Origin of the sequence: Bradyrhizobium sp. 26S5 (assembly GCF_036923295.1) — a bacterium.
In the GTDB taxonomy this organism is placed as follows: Bacteria; Pseudomonadota; Alphaproteobacteria; order Rhizobiales; family Xanthobacteraceae; genus Bradyrhizobium; species Bradyrhizobium septentrionale.
The window spans coordinates 5661123-5676843 of record NZ_CP145948.1 but is presented as its reverse complement, the minus strand read 5'-3'; the positions used below and the strand labels follow the sequence as shown (position 1 = coordinate 5676843).

Below are 15721 nucleotides of genomic sequence, written 5' to 3'. Positions count from 1 at the left end.
GTCCATGACACGTCCTATCCGGCTCGGCATGCTGACGCCGTCGTCGAACACCGCACTCGAGCCGATCACCTGCGCGATGCTCGCTGGGATCGACGACGTCTCGGTGCATTTTTCGCGCTTCAAGGTGACCGAGATCGCGCTGTCGGAGGCGGCACTGCGCCAGTTCGACGCCACCGAGATTTTGCGCGCAGCAGAATTGCTCGCCCATGCCAAGGTCGACGTCATCGCCTGGAACGGCACCTCGGCAAGCTGGCTCGGCTTCGATCGCGACGAGAGCCTGTGCGAGCAGATCACCGCCGCGACCGGCATCAAAGCCTGCACCACGGTGCTGGCCTATCGCGAGCTGCTGCGGCGGATCGGCGCCAAACGCATCGGGCTGGTGACGCCGTATCGCAGCGATGTGCAGGACCGGATCATCGCCAACTGGAATTCGGAAGGGCTGCATTGCTTTGCCGAACGGCATCTCGCCTTGCAGGACAATTTCTCCTTTGCCGAGGTCAGCGAGGCCGCGGTCGCAGGCCTGATCGAGGAGGTGATCCGCGAGGGCTGCGATGCCGCGGTCGTGCTCTGCACCAACATGCGCGGCGCCGGCGCCGCCGAGCGGTTGGAGCGGCGATTTGGCGTGCCCGTGCTGGATTCGATTGCGGTGACGCTGTGGGCATGCCTCGCAGCTGCCGCCTGCGATCCGTCGCGCGTGCGCAGCTGGGGCAGCCTGTTCTCGAACCCCGATCTGCGCGCGGCGACCGCGATCCAGATCGAGGATGCGATCTCCAATCATGAAAATGAAGGCAAGCGGTGACTGAAGCCAAGACCGAAGTCAGGGCGACCAGACGCAACAAGGAACCCAAGCGCGCGATGACCGCGCTGCAACGGCGCCGCCTGCGCGTGCCGCGGGTCGGGCTGCATGAGCAGGCGGCGGCGCGGCTGCGCACCATGATCGTGCGCGGCGAGCTGGCGCCGGGGCAATCGCTGGGCGAAGCGGACCTGTCCGACGCGCTCGGCATTTCGCGCACCCCGCTGCGCGAGGCGCTGAAGCAATTGGCGAGCGAAGGCCTGGTCGAACTGCGGCTCAACCACAGCGCCGTGGTGGCGCCGTTCCGCCGCGCCGAGCTGACCGAATTGTTCGAAGCCGTCAGCGGCATCGAGCGCTGCGCCGCCGAGCTCGCCGCTTTGCGCATGGAGGGCGCCGACTTCGAACGGCTCGAGGAGCTGCAGGACAAGATCGAGTGGCACCACGGCCGCGGCGAGCTGCGCGACTATTTCCAGGTCAACCAGCAGATCCATTCCGCGATTGTCGGCTTCGCCCGCAATGCGGTGCTGAAGGCAACCCATGAGGCGCTGCTGGCGCGGGCCGAGCGCGCGCGCTTCTTTGCGCTGTCGGTGCTCGGTCGCTGGGATGAATCGGTGCGCGAGCACCAGGAGATTCTGGCCGCGCTTAAGCGCCGCGATGCGGCCCGTGCCGGGCAGATGCTGGCGCATCACGTCCGCCGCACCGGCGAGATCGTCGCCGAAACGCTGGACAATACGCCGGAAGACGCGGCCGTGCCGGACGCACCCGCGAAGCCACGCGGCCGCAAGACGAGGAAAGTTGCGCCATGAAGATCCTGCTGCTCAATCCCAACACGACGGCAGCGGTGACCGATCTTCTGCATGCCGCCGGCAGCAAGGTGGCGTCTGAAGGTACCGAGCTGGTGCCGGTCACCGCCGCGCGCGGCGTGCCTTATATCGCGACCCGCGCCGAGGCGCAGATCGGCGGCGCGATCGCGCTGGAGATGCTGGCCGAGGCCGGCCCCGGCATCGACGCCGCAATCATCGCCGCATTCGGCGATCCCGGCCTGTTCGGCGCGCGCGAGCTGTTTGCGTTTCCCGTCGTCGGCCTCGCGGAAGCCGCGATGCTCACCGCCTGCATGCTTGGCCGGCGGTTTGCCATCGTGACTTTCGCCGGCGCGCTGGCACCCTGGTACGAGGAATGCGTCGCCATGCATGGGCTGAGCTCTCGCTGCGCCGGGATCCGCGCGCTCGATGGAAGCTTCCAGTCGATCTCGGAGGTACAGGCCGAGAAGGAAGAGCTGCTGGTCGCGCTCGCCAACCAGGCGGTAGAGCAGGACAAGGCCGACGTCGTGATTCTGTCTGGCGCGCCGCTGGCCGGGCTGGCCGCAAAAGTCCGCGACCGCATTCTGGTGCCGGTGGTCGATCCGGTTGCGGCCGCGGTGCGCCAGGCCGAGACGCTTGCTGTGCTGAAGCCGCGCAAGGCGGTCGCCGGCACCTACCGCCGTCCCGATCCCAAGCCGACGCTTGGGCTCGCCGAGCCGCTTGCCGCAATCATCGAACACCGCTCACCGAAGGAGGGGACGCGCTGATGTCCTTCGACACCATCATCCGCGGCGGCACCGTCGTCACCGCCGCCGACACCTTCGCCTGTGACGTCGGCATCCGCGACGGCAAGATCACCGCGCTCGGTCATGATCTCGGCGCTGCGACCGAGATCATCGACGCCACCGACCGGCTGGTGCTGCCCGGCGGCATCGACAGCCACGTCCATTTCGCCCAGCCCTCCGGCGAGGGCATCGTGATGGCCGACGGCTTTGCCAGCGGCACGCGCTCGGCGGCGTTCGGCGGCAACACCACCGTGCTGCCGTTCTGTCTGCAGGAGAAGGGCCAGACGCTGCGCGAGGCGCTCAAGTACTACCATGCGCTGGCCGAGGGCGAATGCCATGTCGACGTCGCCTTCCATCTCATCGTCACCGATCCGACCGAGCATGTGCTGGGCCAGGAGCTGCCGGCGCTGGTCGAGGACGGCTATACATCGCTGAAAGTCTTCATGACCTATGAGGGGCTGGCGCTATCGGATCGCGAGCTGCTCGAAACCATGTCGGTGGCGCGCGAGACCGGCGCGATGCTGATGGTGCATGCGGAGAATTTCGACGCCATCCGCTTTCTCACCGACCGGCTGGAGCGCGCTGGCAACACCGCGCCGCGCTTCCACGCGACCTCGCGGCCGATCCCGGTCGAGCGCGAGGCCACCCATCGCGCGATCTCGCTGTCCGAGCTGGTCGATGTGCCGATCATGATCGTGCATGTGTCGAACCGCGAGGCGATGGAGGAAATCCGGCGCGCGCAGCAGCGGGGCTTGCGTGTGATGGGCGAAACCTGTCCGCAATATCTCATGCTGACCGAGAAGGATCTCGATCAGCTCAACATGGAAGGCGCAAAATACGTCTGCTCGCCGCCGCCGCGCGACCTCGCGAGCCAGAAGGCGTGCTGGGAAGGCCTGCAGCAGAAAGTGTTCTCGGTGTTCTCGTCGGATCATTGCCCGTTCCGCTACGACGACCCGCAAGGCAAGCTCGCGCCGAAAGGGCGCACCAGCTTCCGCTGGGTGCCGAACGGCATCCCCGGCGTCGCGACGCGGCTGCCGATCCTGTTTTCCGAGGGCGTGGTGAAGGGCCGGATCGACCTCAACAGCTTCGTTGCCTTCAGCGCCACCAACCATGCCAAGATCTACGGCCTCTATCCACGCAAGGGCACGATCGCGGTCGGCTCGGATGCCGATATCGCGCTGTGGGACCCCAAGCGCAAGGTGACGATCCGCCATGAGCTGATTCATGACGGCGCAGACTACACCCCCTATGAAGGGCTCGAGGTCACCGGCTGGCCGGTGCTGACCATGGTGCGCGGCAAGGTCGTCGTCGATGACGGCACCCTTGTCGGCAGCAAGGATCACGGCACCTATTTGCCGCGCGCCAAGCCGCCGGCGGGAGCAACCATCCCATAACACCCAAAGCAAGAAGGCAGGAGACCACCATGCCCTACGCAACAACTGATGACGGCGTCCGCCTCTATTTCGAGGAGACCGGATCGGGCCATCCATTGATCCTGGTGCATGAGTTCGCCGGTGATTTGCGCAGCTACGAGCCGCAGATGCGGCATTTCGGCAAGCGCTTCCGCACCATTGCCTACAATGCGCGCGGCTTTCCACCGTCTGACGTGCCGGAGCAGGTCGCGTCCTACTCGCAGGCGCGCGCCGCCGACGATATTCTGGCCGTGCTCGATCACATCGGCGCGCCGAAGGCGCATATCGTGGGTCTCTCGATGGGCGGCTTCGCGACCTTGCATTTCGGACTGCGCCATCCGACGCGGGCGCTGTCGCTGTGTATCGGCGGCTGCGGTTATGGCGCCGAGCTCGACAAGCGCGAGACGTTTCGTGCCGAGGCCGACATCATCGCGGGCGTGATCCGGAAAGAGGGCATGCCGGCCTTCGCCGAGCGCTACGCCTACGGGCCGACCCGCGTGCAGTATGAGAACAAGGATCCGCGCGGCCACGCCGAGTTCAAGGCCATGCTGGCCGAACACTCGGCGGTGGGATCGGCCAACACCCAGCAGGGCGTGCAGAAGGAGCGTCCCTCGCTCTATACGCTGGTCGACGAGATGAAGCGCATCAATGTGCCGACGCTGATCATCACCGGCGACGAAGATTGGCCGTGCCTCATGCCGGGCATCCTGATGAAGCAGAGCATCCCGTTGGCCGCGCTTGCGGTGATGCCGAACTGCGGCCACGCCATCAACATCGAGGAGCCCGACGAATACAACCGGATCGTCGGCGAATTCCTGGCACAAGTCGAAAGCGGCCGCTGGCCGCAGCGCGATCCCCGAGCAGTGAGTGCGTCGATCACGGGGATGAAGGATTAGGGATCGAGTATCCAACGAGATGGCCGAGGCAAAGTTATGCTGCGAATATCAGAAGCACTCGAACTCGTTTCGAAGCAGCTGGAGCTGAGATCGCCTGACGATGTTCAGTACGTCGTCGTGGAGAGCTCCACTATCGAGAAGCCCTTTGGATGGATTTTCTTCTACCAGTCTAAGGAGTTTCTTGAGACGGGCATCTTTATGCATCGTTTGGCCGGGAATGGTCCCGTGTTCGTCAACAAGGCGACTGGCGAAGTCGATTTTTTTGGAAGCGCCGCTCCGCTCGAAATCATATTGGCGGAGTACGAAGGGAAACTGAAAGAACGCGGATAACCATGTGGTTTCCTATGACGTCGACGAGTTGCGTCCGCGGAGCCGGAATATGCAATCACCATACGCTGGCATGACGTTGAACGAACGGATCGTCGTTTCCGGGCGGCTGGCGGAATGGGACAAGGCGGTCCATGCGGCGGATCGATCGAAGACGATTGAGATTTTGACGCAGCTTGACCTGGAGAGCCAGGCGGAGTCGCTGGTCAATCAAATTTTGGCTAACCCAAAATTCTATGGATATGACGATATCAAGTCGTTCAAATGAATTGATCTGACGATCGTGCTTGCCGGCGTCATCGACGCAGCGATCGCTTCAATGACATCGATTCAATATCCGTTCGGGCGCGCTGCAACCGCCGCGTGAATCGAACGCGGGACGATTATGTCGCGATGATGCGGCAATCGCAAAACCGACACAGAGCTGTTACGCGCGCTGGCTAATGTGTCGCATGTCGACGTCATAAATCCTTAAAAAATGGGGCAAGAAGTGAAGGCGAAATTCCTTTCAACGGTCGGATTCTGTGTGGTCGCCGCGGCGATCGCGAGCAGCGCTCCGGCGGCGCAAGACGATCACGACCGCGATCATCGTCATCCGCATGACATCCACACGGCCACGCCGATCAAGCATCTCGTGGTCATCTTCAACGAGAACCGTTCGTTCGATCATTACTTCGCGACCTACCCGAAGGCGGCGAATCCGTCGGGCTCGATTCCGTTCGTTGCCAAGCCGCATACGCCGAAGGTGAACAACCTCGCCAACGCCAATCTGTTGACCAACAACCCGAACACCAATCCGGCCAACGGCACCGGCGCGACCAATCCGTTCCGCCTCGACCGCACCCAGGCTAACACGCGCTCGCAGAACCACTCCTACACGCCCGAGCAGCAGGCGGTCGACAACGGCAAGGACGACCTGTTTCCGGAATTCACCGGTCGCGGCACTGCCGGCGGCGTCGGCGCCTTCGGTACCAACGGGCAGGTGATGGGTTATTTCGACGGCAACACCGTCACCGCGTTCTGGAATTACGCCCAGAACTTCGCGATGAGCGACAATCACTGGACCGACACCTTTGGTCCGTCGACGCCCGGCGCGCTCGAGGTGGTTTCCGGTCAGACCAACGGTGCGCAGAACATCGTCGGCACGTCATCGTCGATCGCCGATGGCCAGGGCGGCCTGACGTTGATCGGTGATACCGATCCTGCCTACGACTCCTGCTCGAGCACGACCAGCCAGGTCTTGATGACCAGCAAGAACATCGGCGACCTGCTCAATGCCGAGCAGATCAGCTGGGGCAGCTTCATGGGCGGCTTCGACCTGACGCTCAAGAACACCAACGGCACCACCAACTGCGGCCGCAGCACCTTCTCGAGCAACGTCAACGGCACCATCGTGGACTACATCCCGCACCACGCCTGGTTCCAGTACTACAAGTCGACCGCCAACCCGACCCATGCGCGGCCGAGCTCGGTGAACGCCGTTGGCCACACCTACGTTCCCGGCAGCAAGACCGTCGATCCGGCCAATCACGCCTACGATCTCGACGACTTCTACGCCTCGGTGAAAGCCGGCAACTTCCCGGCCGTCTCCTACATCAAGATGCCGGCCTATCAGGACGGTCATCCCGGCAACTCCGATCCGCTCGACGAGCAGGCCGGCAATGTCGAGCTGATCAACTTCCTGCAGAAGCAGAAGGAGTGGGGCGAGACGGCGGTCATCATCACCTATGACGACTCCGACGGCTGGTACGACCACCAGTACGTTGCGCCGACCAGCGCCTCGTATGATCCGACCGCCGATCAGATCAACGGTCCCGGCCAGTGCGGCCGCGGTATCGGCAAGCAGACGCAGCCGAAGGGCCTCGACGGCAAGCCGGTGAACGGCCGCTGCGGACCGGGCACCCGCGTCCCGTTCCTGGTGATCTCGCCCTTCGCCAAGAGGAACTTCGTCAGCCACACCCGCATCTCGCAGGCCTCCGTGGTTCGCTTCATCGAAGACAACTGGCTGCACGGCCAGCGTCTTGGCGGCGGCGCGTTCGACGACAGCGTCGAATCGATCGCGGACATGTTCGATTTCGATCACGGCCGCGGTCACGACCACGACCATGACCATGACGATCGGCAGGATGCGCTGTTCCTCGATCCGACCAGCGGCACCGTGATCGTCAGCCCGCCCGACGACCACCATCATCACTAACGCGCTCGGACGACGGGACGTCAGATGAACGGCCGCACTTTGTGGCTCCTCGGCGCCGGCCTGCTTTGCATGGCCGGCGCTGTCGCTGCGGTGGGGACGCAGCAGCTTCCGGACGCAAGCCAGCTTCCGGGAGCCAATCCCAATCCGGTCCGGCTCGTGCGCCCGCCGGTCGCGCCGCTCTCGGCGATGGCGCAACTCGGTCGCGAGATCTTCTACGACGCGTCGCTGTCTTCGTCGGGCGCGCTGTCCTGCGCCTCCTGCCACAGCCCCGACCACGCCTACGGCCCGCCCAACGATGGCCCGGTGATGCTCGGCGGCCGCACGCTGCAGCGGCAGGGCGCGCGCGCCGTTCCGTCGCTGACCTATCTCGAACGTCACCCGAATTTCAGCATCGGCCCCGAGAAGGACGAGGACGACAACGTCGTCGACCTCGCGCAGATGGCGGCGCTCGGCCAGCAGACCGCGCGCGCGAAGAAGACCGCGACCGCGACCGCCGCGTCGGCAGCGAACATCGTGCCGCAGGGCGGCCTGTTCTGGGACGGCCGCGCCGACACGCTGCAGGATCAGGCGATCATGCCGCTGCTCGACCCCAATGAGATGGATGGTGGCAGCCTCGACATCGTGGCCGACAAGCTGCGCCGCGAGCCCTACGCCAAGCGCTTCGTCGAGCTGTTCGGCGCCGGCATCTTCGACAACAGGCGGCTCCTGGTCGCGGAGGCGATGTTCGCGGTGGCGCGCTATCAGGTGGAGGAGGTGAGCTTCCATCCCTACACCAGCAAGTTCGACTACTGGCTGGAGGGCAAGGCGCGGCTGAGCGAGACCGAGCTGCACGGCCTGCAATTGTTCAACGATCCGGAAAAGGCCAATTGCGCCGGGTGCCATACTTCGGCGCCGACCCGTGACGGCCTCCCGCCGCTGTTCACCGACCATCAGTATGAGGCGCTCGGCGCGCCGCGCAATGCCGCGCTCGCCGGCAACGCCGATGCCAATTATTTCGACCTCGGGGTCTGCGGTCCGCAGCGCACCGACGTCGCCGAGCAGACGCAATATTGCGGGATGTTTCTGACGCCCACCTTGCGCAACACCGCAAGGCGCCGCGCGTTCTTCCACAACGGCGTCTTTACGAGCCTCGAGCAGGTGCTCGATTTCTATAATTTCCGCGATACCAATCCGGAGAAGGTGTATCCGCGTGCGGCCAATGGGGCGGTGCGGAAATACGACGACCTGCCGGAGAAATACCACGGCAATGTCGACGTCAGCGATCCGCCGTTCGAGCGCCATTTGGGCGACACGCCGGCGATGACGGCGCAGGAGGAAGCCGACATCATCGCCTTCCTGAAGACGTTGACCGACGGCTACCAGGTGGAGCGGTAAGCCGTCGCGACCGACCTGCGGAACCGATAGGTGAGTTGGCAGGCTGTCGTCATGCGCGCATAATGGCCGCATGAATGTTGTCGAAGGCAACGGCGTCATGATCCCCGCGATCGGGCTCGGCACGTGGGAATTGCGTGGGCGGGTCTGCGCGCGCATCGTCGAGCAGGCGCTGCGGCTCGGTTATCGCCACTTCGACACCGCCCAGATCTATGACAATGAGCGCGAGGTGGGCGAGGGACTGCGCGCCTCCGGCATCAAGCGGGACGATGTGTTCGTGACCACCAAGGTCTGGACCACGCATTTCATGGCGAAGGATCTCGAGCGCTCCGCCAGGGAGAGCCTCGCGCGGCTGCGCCTGACCGAGGTCGACCTGCTGCTGCTGCACTGGCCCAATCCGCATGTGCCGCTGGCCGAGACGCTCGGCGCGCTGGCGCGGGTCAAGCAGGCGGGACTGGCGCGGCATATCGGCGTGTCGAACTTCAGCGTGGCGCTGATCGAGGAGGCGGTGGCGGCGTGCCCCGAGCCGCTCGCCTGCGACCAGTCCGAGTACCATCCCTATCTCGACCAGACCGACGTGATCTCAGCCTGCGCGCGCCATGGCATGGGCTTCGTCGCCTACAGCCCGATCGCGAAGGGGCGGGTCAAGGGCGACCGTGCGCTGGGGCGGATCGGCGACCGCTATCGCAAGTCCGCTGCCCAGGTCTGCCTGCGCTGGCTGCTGCAACAGAATGTGTCCGCGATCCCGCGCACCTCGAAGCTCGAGCGGCTCCAGGAAAACATCGACATCCTCGATTTCGAATTGTCGGATGAAGACATGCGCGAGATTTCGGCGATGGGCAGCGGCAACGCGCGATGATCGGCGCATTGCGCATGGGCGGCTTGCCCGGCCACCGGGTGACCCGCTGCATCGCCTGACTGGTCTTCGGCCCTGCTTGCAATCTCTGGTTCCAAAATACCTTGACTTCGAAATCCTTTTCCGTTCGCCTTGCTGCGGCCGATCTCTTTTGCCCGATTTTCCCGGCCGACATTTTCAAGGGAGGTTTCGATGAAAATCATAGTCGTTCTCTTGAGTATTCTGTTCGCGGGTGCTGTAACGGCGCCGCTTTTAGTGACTGATGCGGTCGCCCAGCAGAACCCGCCGAAGGCCGGTGCCAAGAAGGCCGGGCAAACGACCGGGCAAGCCAACAACCGCCCCTGCAGGACACGCAACCGCGCGTGCTACTGAGACGTTGCTGCGCGCTGATGATGGGCGGTGGCTCCCTTCCGGGATCCGCCGCCCGAACCAGAATGGGATTGAGGCCGGTCCTGATTGCCCGCTATGGTGCCGGGCAGGGGAGCATCACGACGTGATCGAGTGGGATGAAGTTTCGGCCAAACGCGGATCTTATGGCGTCGGTGTTCGTACACCTGATGCTGCTCGCGCTGATTTTCCTTTATTCGGAGGTCCATCAGTTCGATCCCGTCGCCGCTGACACGGTGCCGGTCGAGATCGTGACGCCGCAGGAGGCGGCCAAGTCCGAGATCAAGACCGAGCCCGAACCGGTGCCGAGCCCGTCGCCGACGCCCGAATTGCAATTGCCGTCGCTCGACAAGCCGATCGACACCGCCAAGCCGGAGCCGTCAGCGCAGGCGCCTGCACCACAGCCGCAACAGAATGCGCCGCAGCCCGCGCAGAAGCCGCCGACGCCGCCGGCGTCCAAGCCCAGCCCGTCGCCGCAGCAGACGGCGGCGGCCGTCCCGCCCACGCCGCCGACGCCTCCACTGACGCCGCAGCCACCGGCTCCGCCGGCATCACCCGCCTATGTGCAGCCCGAGCCGGATCTCTCGGTCAAATACAACGTCATGCTGGGCCTGCCGCCCGACATCTCCGTGCAGGCGCCCGCCGACGCGCCGGCCGGACCCGGGCCCGGCAAGGACAATTTCGACGCGGCGGCGACCGAGAAGGCCGACGTCGGCTCCAGCGTAGCAGCCGAATTCCGCCGCCATCTGAAGAGTTGCATGAAGCTGCCGCCGACGCTGAGCAGCGCCGATGACGTCAGGGTCAAGCTCAGGGTGTTCATGAAGCCCGACGGCAAGCTCGCCTCATCGCCCTTGCTGATCGAGGCCAGCGCGTCGGCCAAAGGGCCGCTGTTGCTGAAGAGCGCGACCGATGCGCTGGAGGCCTGCCAGCCCTATGCGATGCTGCCGAGGGATCGCTACGGCGAATGGAAGGTGCTCGACCTCGACTTCACGCCGCGCGACTTCGCGTCGTGAGCCGAGACAAGCGTCAGCTTCCCATCGCCTGCCAGGCATTCGAGGCGAACTGCCGGCGCCAGATCACGATGACGACGGCGGCGGTGGTGACGAACAGCACCCAGGGGCTGACGAACCAGCCGAGATAGGCGAGCGCGAAGAAGAACGCGCGCTGACCGCGGTTGAAGTGCCGGCCCGCCGTCTCGAACAGTCGCGTGGTGCGGACCACATGGGCCTCGGCCTCCGGCGTGTCGCGCTGGCCGGCCGGCGGCATCGCGCCGAACAGGATCGCCACATAGTTGAACAGGCGATAGGCCCAGGCGAATTTGAAGAAGGTGTAGATGAAGATCAGGATCAGCCCGATGCACTTGATCTCCCACAGAGCGGGCGAGGGCGAGAGGTCGACCGGCAATGCGCCGAGCACGGCGAGCGCGTCGTTGGTGGCGCGCAGCAGCGCCAGCCCGCCGCCGATCGCGATCAGGCTGGTGGAGGCGAAGAACGCGGTGCCGTTCTGCAGGCTGGCCATGATCTGCATGTCGACCATCCGCGCCTCGCGATTGAGTAGATTGCGCACCCAGATCTCGCGATAGACATGCATCCGCGCCGACAGGCTGTCGCGCCCATAGGCGCTGTGCTCCAGCGTGATGGCGTAGACCAGCCATTCCAGCGCGAAGAAGCTGACGGCCAGGATGTCGGCCCAATAGCCGGTCATGGTGCCTTCCTTCGTGAACGCGCGGCTGCCTCTGTGAATGCGCGGCTGCCGCGCCGCGCGGCGTTCCGCGTCATGTACAGGTTGAACGCGTGCAATGCACTATGGCAACATGCGGTGACAACAGGATTCTCCGGACATGCTCAAGCTCGTCATCGGCAACAAGAACTATTCGTCATGGTCGATGCGGCCCTGGCTGGCGCTGCGCGCCAACGCCATCCCGTTCGAGGAAGTCTTCATTCCGCTCTACACCGACAACAAGGCCGACAAGGATCGCATCCTGAGCTTTAGCAAGGCCGGCAAGGTGCCGACTCTGATCGACGGCGACGTCACGGTGTGGGATTCGCTGGCGATCATCGAATATCTCGCCGAAAAATTTCCCGAGGCGAAGCTGTGGCCTGCGGATCGCGCCGCGCGCGCGCATGCCCGCGCGGTCTCAGCCGAGATGCATTCGGGCTTTGTGCCGCTGCGCAGCGAGTGCGGCATGAACCTGCACCGGCCGATCCGTGCCGTCGCGCTGTCGGACGACGCGCGCGCCAATGTGGCGCGGATCCAGGAGATCTGGGCCGAGTGCCACGCGCGTTACGGTAAGCAGGGCCCGTTCCTGTTCGGGGCATTTTCCGGGGCGGATGCGATGTACGCTCCTGTGGTGCATCGCTTCCGCACCTATGCGATCCCGGTGAAGGCCGAGGCGCAGCATTACGTCGACGCCATGATGTCGCTGCCGGCGTTCCAGGAATGGACGAAGGACGGCCTCGCCGAGACGCTATTGATCGACCGATTCGAGGACGCCTGACCGCTTCCGAAATGTGACAGCGGCGGCAAAGATCGCGGCTTGACGCCGCGGGGCCGAAGACGTCGAATCCGAAGAACCGGTTTTGCAAGTCGTGAAAGGACTTAGACCATGGGCATTCTGGATTCCCTGGAGAACTCGCCGGAGTTGAAGGGCATGCTTGGCCAGCTCGGGGCGGCGGTGATCCCCGTCGTGCTCGGCGAGGTGATGGGCAATGGCGGGCAGGGTGGATTGTCGGCGATCGTCGCCAAGCTCCAGCAGGCCGGCCTTGGCGAGCAGGTCAAATCCTGGATCGGCACCGGCCAGAACCTGCCGATCACGGCCGAGCAGCTTCAGGAGGTGCTCGGCAGCGACACCGTCAGGCAGCTTGCCGCCAAGTTCAACATTCCGGTCGACGAACTGTCCAAGGTGCTGGCCCAGCAACTGCCGACCGCGGTCGACAGCGCGAGCCCCAACGGCAAGCTGCCGCATACCGCCTGAGGGACGGTGGAACCCGGTTTCGGCCGGGTCTGCGGGCAATTTCCGGCTGGCACATAAATTGCTGCCTATCGCCCTGAAAAACCTGCAAAAATGGCACCTTTGCCATGCCCCAATGTTGCTGGATTTTGAGCCCTGCCCTGTGCTAGGTTGCCGCAGGGTTCTCAAAATGCCGGCCAGAGCTATCGGGACTGTCAGCTCAGCCAGCAATCTCTAAGAAAATGGAGAGGGCGTTGAAGCATAAGTACTCGATTGGCGAGACCGTCTATTTCACGGCCAGCAATGTGGCGCGCCCCGCCGCGAGCGGCACCTACCAGGTGATCCGCCTGCTGCCGACCGATGGTGACGACTGCCAGTATCGAATCAAGAGCTCGACCGAAGCGTTCGAACGGGTGGCCAAGGAGAGTCAGCTCGCGCTGTCCTGATGGAGTTGTGCGCAAGCCGGTGGCTGGAGCGGGTTCCGCGCCGTCGCCGTCAAAAGGCCCTGTTCGCAGACACATTCTGCTGAAGGTCGAGTGCCGTGGTGGCGGCGTTGGCCGTCGCCGATTGTGCTTACGCTGCGTTGAGGGACATCGCGCATGAACTGGGCTTGGACTTCGCTGGATCAGGTGTGGCGCTCGCCGACCTTCCCGATGTGGCTGACCTTGGCCGCCGCCGGGTTCTTTGGGGTGGTCGTTTTGGTCACGCTGCTGCGCGCGGAAAAATCCGTCGCCAACGGCGCGCTGACCGTCATCACGCTGCTGTCGATCGCGGTTGCGGTCGCCGCGACGATCCGCGGCTTCGGGCCGGGCGGAACGGCGTCGCCGGCCGAGACACGCACGGCGCAATTGACCGGCCAGACGGTGCCGGCGCTGGCCTGCGTCGACGACCTCGCCGGAGATGCCGTTCTCAATGCCTGCGAGAAGGTGCTGTTCGGCTCATCGGATACCGCGGCGGCGGCAGTCAGCTATGCGGCAGCCCAGGTCTCGCGCCTGACCGCGCTCGGCGACCTCGCCACGGCGGAGCGCAACGCGACCACCGAGCTGCAGGCACTGCGCCGCGCCATCGAGCATGACCGTTACGGCCTGGTCGCCTATGCGCTGATGGCGCGCGACCACTGCACACCGACCGCGTGCCCCGCGTTCCGCTCGCTCGGCGACAATCATCAGATCATCGCCAACATGAACGAGCGCACCTACGAGAACCTGGTCACGCGCTACGCCTCGTCCTGGAACGCGCCCGCCGGCCAGCCGTCGGCCGCCGGTCTGGTCGCGGCGCTGCCGCAGTCGATACCCACGGGCAGGCCAACCAACGCCGAGTTCCCGAGCGCGGCGTCGACGCCGCCGGTCAGCATCATGACGCCTGAACCGTCGACGAAGCCGGCTGCCGCGGCTCCGCCGCCGGCCGCCCGTGCTGCCGCCGCGCCGCCTGCCGCTCCGAAGCGGCCACCGGCGGCGAAGCGCCCGGTCCAGATCGCGCCGGCTCCCGCCGCGCCTGCGGCCCCCGCCGCTGCGAGTGCGCCGGCGGCGGCCGAGGGCCAGGAATAGGCGTGATGATGAGCGCGATGACCGCGGCCTGAGCCGTCGCCATTGCACTGTTTCGCGCAGTAAATCCCGATATCCACCGCCGTGGATAGCGCTCCCTTTTCAAAGTGCGCGCCGGCCGCTACATCCGGCGCATGCCGCTTCATCTCATCAAGCTCGCCGTCGGTTGCGACTCCGTCAAGGAACTCAAGGGCTGGGTCGCCGAACGGATGGCGACCGCGAAGAAAAAGGGCCTGCCGCTCCGTCACGTCCACATCACGCGGATGACACCGAAGCGCGAGGAGGAGCTCCTTGCCGGCGGCTCGCTCTATTGGGTGATCCGCGGCGAGATCGCCGCGCGCGAGAAGATCATCGCCATCGAGCCATTCCGCGACAAGGACGGCATCGGACGCTGCCGGCTGGTCATGCAGCCCAAGGTGATCGCGGTTTCGCCGCGGCCTATGCGGCCGTTCCAGGGCTGGCGTTATCTGACCGCGGACTCGGCGCCGGCAGATCTCACCAAATCGAGCGCGGCCAGCGTGGCGTCGATGCCCGAGCCGATGCGCCGCGAGCTGCGCGACCTCGGATTGCTGTGAGCAATCGGACGGCGGCTGCCGAGGATCACTGCGACTGCGTGACGAGATGCAGCCGGCCCCATTCGGATGCCGGGATTTCGACATAGCGGCCACCCGCTCTGTTGACGGTGACGTCGAGCAGTTCGTGATCGATCCCCATCTCGCCGAGATATCGCCGGAACTGATCGGTGAAGATCGAGGTCAGGCTTTCGCGATGCTCGTCCGAGACGTTGGGCGCGAGCCGGTTGGTGATCGCCATTCTGGCGGTCAGGATGACGCGATTGCCGGGCGGCAGGCTGCGATGCACGCCGCCTGCAAGCACCAATACACAGGCGAGCTCGCAGGGGACATCGGAGAGCTTTTCCTTCCCATCCAGCGGGCCGCCGGGGCGTTTGAGTGCAAAACAGTCCGCGTCAGATTTCCCGTTGCAGGCCTCGACCTCGGTCGCAGCGACCGTGGCGTCGATGCCGCGACCGCGCAGGATCCGGCCGAGGCTGGCAGCGACGGTGAGGTCGGACCCCTGTTTGATATTGATCACGACAGGGAGCTTGTGCCCGGCCTGACGGTCGAGGATCGCCAGCAGCCGCTTGTAGGTGTCCCATTGCACGACGCCCTCGGCGGCGATCCAGTCCGAGCAGCCGGGGCCGCAGGCATCAGGTGCGCCATGCGCGACATAGAAGATCATCGCGCCGGGCGAGGAATTGACCCCGCCGACCGGCGGCCGGGTCTGCGCCTGCGCCAAGCCGGTGGCCAACAGCGCGATGCCGAGAAGAATGCCTAGCCTGTAAAGATTGTTCATTCCGACCGCCCCTGAAAGGCGCGATCATCCCTGCGTCGCGGCATCGGAGC

At 65.0% G+C, this 15721-nt stretch carries 19 protein-coding genes; 17 read left to right on the top strand and 2 right to left on the bottom strand.

The window, feature by feature from the left end; translation table 11 throughout:
• The first annotated feature begins 4 nt into the window (after positions 1–4).
• The 12 genes from V5279_RS26545 to V5279_RS26490 all read left to right on the top strand — a co-directional run bounded on the left by V5279_RS26545 (position 5) and on the right by V5279_RS26490 (position 10837).
• Positions 5–799 (top strand): maleate cis-trans isomerase family protein, encoded by a 795-nt coding sequence (locus V5279_RS26545; protein ID WP_338689499.1) that lies wholly within the window; start codon positions 5–7, stop codon positions 797–799.
• Positions 796–1599 carry a GntR family transcriptional regulator gene (locus V5279_RS26540; RefSeq protein ID WP_338689497.1) on the top strand — a complete coding sequence of 268 codons (804 nt, stop codon included), beginning with the start codon at positions 796–798 and terminating at the stop codon, positions 1597–1599. The genes V5279_RS26545 and V5279_RS26540 overlap by 4 nt, the downstream gene beginning before the upstream one ends.
• Positions 1596–2360, top strand: coding sequence for an aspartate/glutamate racemase family protein (locus V5279_RS26535; RefSeq protein ID WP_338689495.1), 765 nt, complete (start codon positions 1596–1598; stop codon positions 2358–2360). The genes V5279_RS26540 and V5279_RS26535 overlap by 4 nt, the downstream gene beginning before the upstream one ends.
• On the top strand, positions 2360–3772 hold the full coding sequence (hydA, locus tag V5279_RS26530) for a dihydropyrimidinase (protein WP_338689493.1): 1413 nt from the start codon (positions 2360–2362) through the stop codon (positions 3770–3772). The genes V5279_RS26535 and hydA overlap by 1 nt, the downstream gene beginning before the upstream one ends.
• Positions 3773–3801: 29 nt before the next feature.
• The gene (locus tag V5279_RS26525) at positions 3802–4686 is read left to right on the top strand and encodes an alpha/beta hydrolase (protein ID WP_338689491.1); all 885 of its coding nucleotides are present in this window, start codon (positions 3802–3804) and stop codon (positions 4684–4686) included.
• A gap of 36 nt (positions 4687–4722) precedes the next feature.
• Positions 4723–5016 (top strand): YrhB domain-containing protein, encoded by a 294-nt coding sequence (locus V5279_RS26520; RefSeq protein ID WP_338689489.1) that lies wholly within the window; start codon positions 4723–4725, stop codon positions 5014–5016.
• Positions 5017–5020: 4 nt separating this feature from the next.
• On the top strand, positions 5021–5281 hold the full coding sequence (locus V5279_RS26515) for a hypothetical protein (protein ID WP_338689487.1): 261 nt from the start codon (positions 5021–5023) through the stop codon (positions 5279–5281).
• A gap of 222 nt (positions 5282–5503) precedes the next feature.
• Positions 5504–7210: an alkaline phosphatase family protein gene (locus tag V5279_RS26510; protein WP_338689485.1), complete on the top strand. Its 1707-nt coding sequence runs from the start codon at positions 5504–5506 to the stop codon at positions 7208–7210.
• 24 nt (positions 7211–7234) lie between these two features.
• Positions 7235–8584, top strand: coding sequence for a cytochrome-c peroxidase (locus tag V5279_RS26505; RefSeq protein ID WP_338689483.1), 1350 nt, complete (start codon positions 7235–7237; stop codon positions 8582–8584).
• A 70-nt stretch (positions 8585–8654) separates the two neighbouring features.
• Positions 8655–9440: an aldo/keto reductase gene (locus V5279_RS26500; protein WP_338689481.1), complete on the top strand. Its 786-nt coding sequence runs from the start codon at positions 8655–8657 to the stop codon at positions 9438–9440.
• 189 nt (positions 9441–9629) lie between these two features.
• Positions 9630–9809, top strand: a complete 180-nt coding sequence (locus V5279_RS26495; protein ID WP_029083270.1) for a hypothetical protein — start codon at positions 9630–9632, stop codon at positions 9807–9809.
• Positions 9810–9943: 134 nt separating this feature from the next.
• A complete protein-coding gene (locus V5279_RS26490; protein ID WP_338689478.1) occupies positions 9944–10837 on the top strand; it encodes a hypothetical protein in 894 nt (297 codons plus the stop codon).
• Positions 10838–10850: 13 nt separating this feature from the next.
• Here V5279_RS26490 and V5279_RS26485 read toward each other — a convergent pair whose 3' ends face one another.
• Positions 10851–11528 (bottom strand): DUF599 domain-containing protein, encoded by a 678-nt coding sequence (locus V5279_RS26485; RefSeq protein ID WP_166296985.1) that lies wholly within the window; start codon positions 11526–11528, stop codon positions 10851–10853.
• Positions 11529–11664: 136 nt separating this feature from the next.
• Between V5279_RS26485 and V5279_RS26480 the strand changes: the two genes are divergently transcribed.
• The 5 genes from V5279_RS26480 (at position 11665) to V5279_RS26460 (ending at position 14893) form a co-directional block, all read left to right on the top strand.
• Entirely contained in the window at positions 11665–12321 is a 657-nt protein-coding gene (locus V5279_RS26480; protein ID WP_338689474.1) for a glutathione S-transferase family protein, read from the top strand.
• 108 nt (positions 12322–12429) lie between these two features.
• Positions 12430–12798: a YidB family protein gene (locus V5279_RS26475; protein WP_166205628.1), complete on the top strand. Its 369-nt coding sequence runs from the start codon at positions 12430–12432 to the stop codon at positions 12796–12798.
• A gap of 218 nt (positions 12799–13016) precedes the next feature.
• Positions 13017–13220 (top strand): hypothetical protein, encoded by a 204-nt coding sequence (locus V5279_RS26470; protein ID WP_018272021.1) that lies wholly within the window; start codon positions 13017–13019, stop codon positions 13218–13220.
• Positions 13221–13373: 153 nt separating this feature from the next.
• On the top strand, positions 13374–14321 hold the full coding sequence (locus tag V5279_RS26465; RefSeq protein ID WP_338689468.1) for a hypothetical protein: 948 nt from the start codon (positions 13374–13376) through the stop codon (positions 14319–14321).
• A gap of 131 nt (positions 14322–14452) precedes the next feature.
• On the top strand, positions 14453–14893 hold the full coding sequence (locus V5279_RS26460) for a DUF1489 family protein (protein ID WP_024581318.1): 441 nt from the start codon (positions 14453–14455) through the stop codon (positions 14891–14893).
• 25 nt (positions 14894–14918) lie between these two features.
• Here the strand turns inward: V5279_RS26460 and V5279_RS26455 are convergent, their stop codons facing one another.
• Positions 14919–15671 carry a hypothetical protein gene (locus V5279_RS26455; protein WP_338689465.1) on the bottom strand — a complete coding sequence of 251 codons (753 nt, stop codon included), beginning with the start codon at positions 15669–15671 and terminating at the stop codon, positions 14919–14921.
• Between the last annotated feature and the right edge of the window lie 50 nt (positions 15672–15721).

Bases quoted from the DNA above. Each gene is read 5' to 3' on its own strand.
- V5279_RS26485 (WP_166296985.1), bottom strand. From the start codon at position 11,528: ATGACCGGCTATTGGGCCGACATCCTGGCCGTCAGCTTCTTCGCGCTG.
- V5279_RS26460 (WP_024581318.1), top strand. From the start codon at position 14,453: ATGCCGCTTCATCTCATCAAGCTCGCCGTCGGTTGCGACTCCGTCAAG.
- V5279_RS26470 (WP_018272021.1), top strand. From the start codon at position 13,017: ATGGAGAGGGCGTTGAAGCATAAGTACTCGATTGGCGAGACCGTCTAT.
- V5279_RS26500 (WP_338689481.1), top strand. From the start codon at position 8,655: ATGAATGTTGTCGAAGGCAACGGCGTCATGATCCCCGCGATCGGGCTC.
- V5279_RS26455 (WP_338689465.1), bottom strand. From the start codon at position 15,671: ATGAACAATCTTTACAGGCTAGGCATTCTTCTCGGCATCGCGCTGTTG.
- V5279_RS26490 (WP_338689478.1), top strand. From the start codon at position 9,944: ATGAAGTTTCGGCCAAACGCGGATCTTATGGCGTCGGTGTTCGTACAC.
- V5279_RS26520 (WP_338689489.1), top strand. From the start codon at position 4,723: ATGCTGCGAATATCAGAAGCACTCGAACTCGTTTCGAAGCAGCTGGAG.
- hydA (WP_338689493.1), top strand. From the start codon at position 2,360: ATGTCCTTCGACACCATCATCCGCGGCGGCACCGTCGTCACCGCCGCC.
- V5279_RS26480 (WP_338689474.1), top strand. From the start codon at position 11,665: ATGCTCAAGCTCGTCATCGGCAACAAGAACTATTCGTCATGGTCGATG.
- V5279_RS26465 (WP_338689468.1), top strand. From the start codon at position 13,374: ATGAACTGGGCTTGGACTTCGCTGGATCAGGTGTGGCGCTCGCCGACC.
- V5279_RS26475 (WP_166205628.1), top strand. From the start codon at position 12,430: ATGGGCATTCTGGATTCCCTGGAGAACTCGCCGGAGTTGAAGGGCATG.
- V5279_RS26505 (WP_338689483.1), top strand. From the start codon at position 7,235: ATGAACGGCCGCACTTTGTGGCTCCTCGGCGCCGGCCTGCTTTGCATG.
- V5279_RS26495 (WP_029083270.1), top strand. From the start codon at position 9,630: ATGAAAATCATAGTCGTTCTCTTGAGTATTCTGTTCGCGGGTGCTGTA.
- V5279_RS26525 (WP_338689491.1), top strand. From the start codon at position 3,802: ATGCCCTACGCAACAACTGATGACGGCGTCCGCCTCTATTTCGAGGAG.
- V5279_RS26535 (WP_338689495.1), top strand. From the start codon at position 1,596: ATGAAGATCCTGCTGCTCAATCCCAACACGACGGCAGCGGTGACCGAT.
- V5279_RS26545 (WP_338689499.1), top strand. From the start codon at position 5: ATGACACGTCCTATCCGGCTCGGCATGCTGACGCCGTCGTCGAACACC.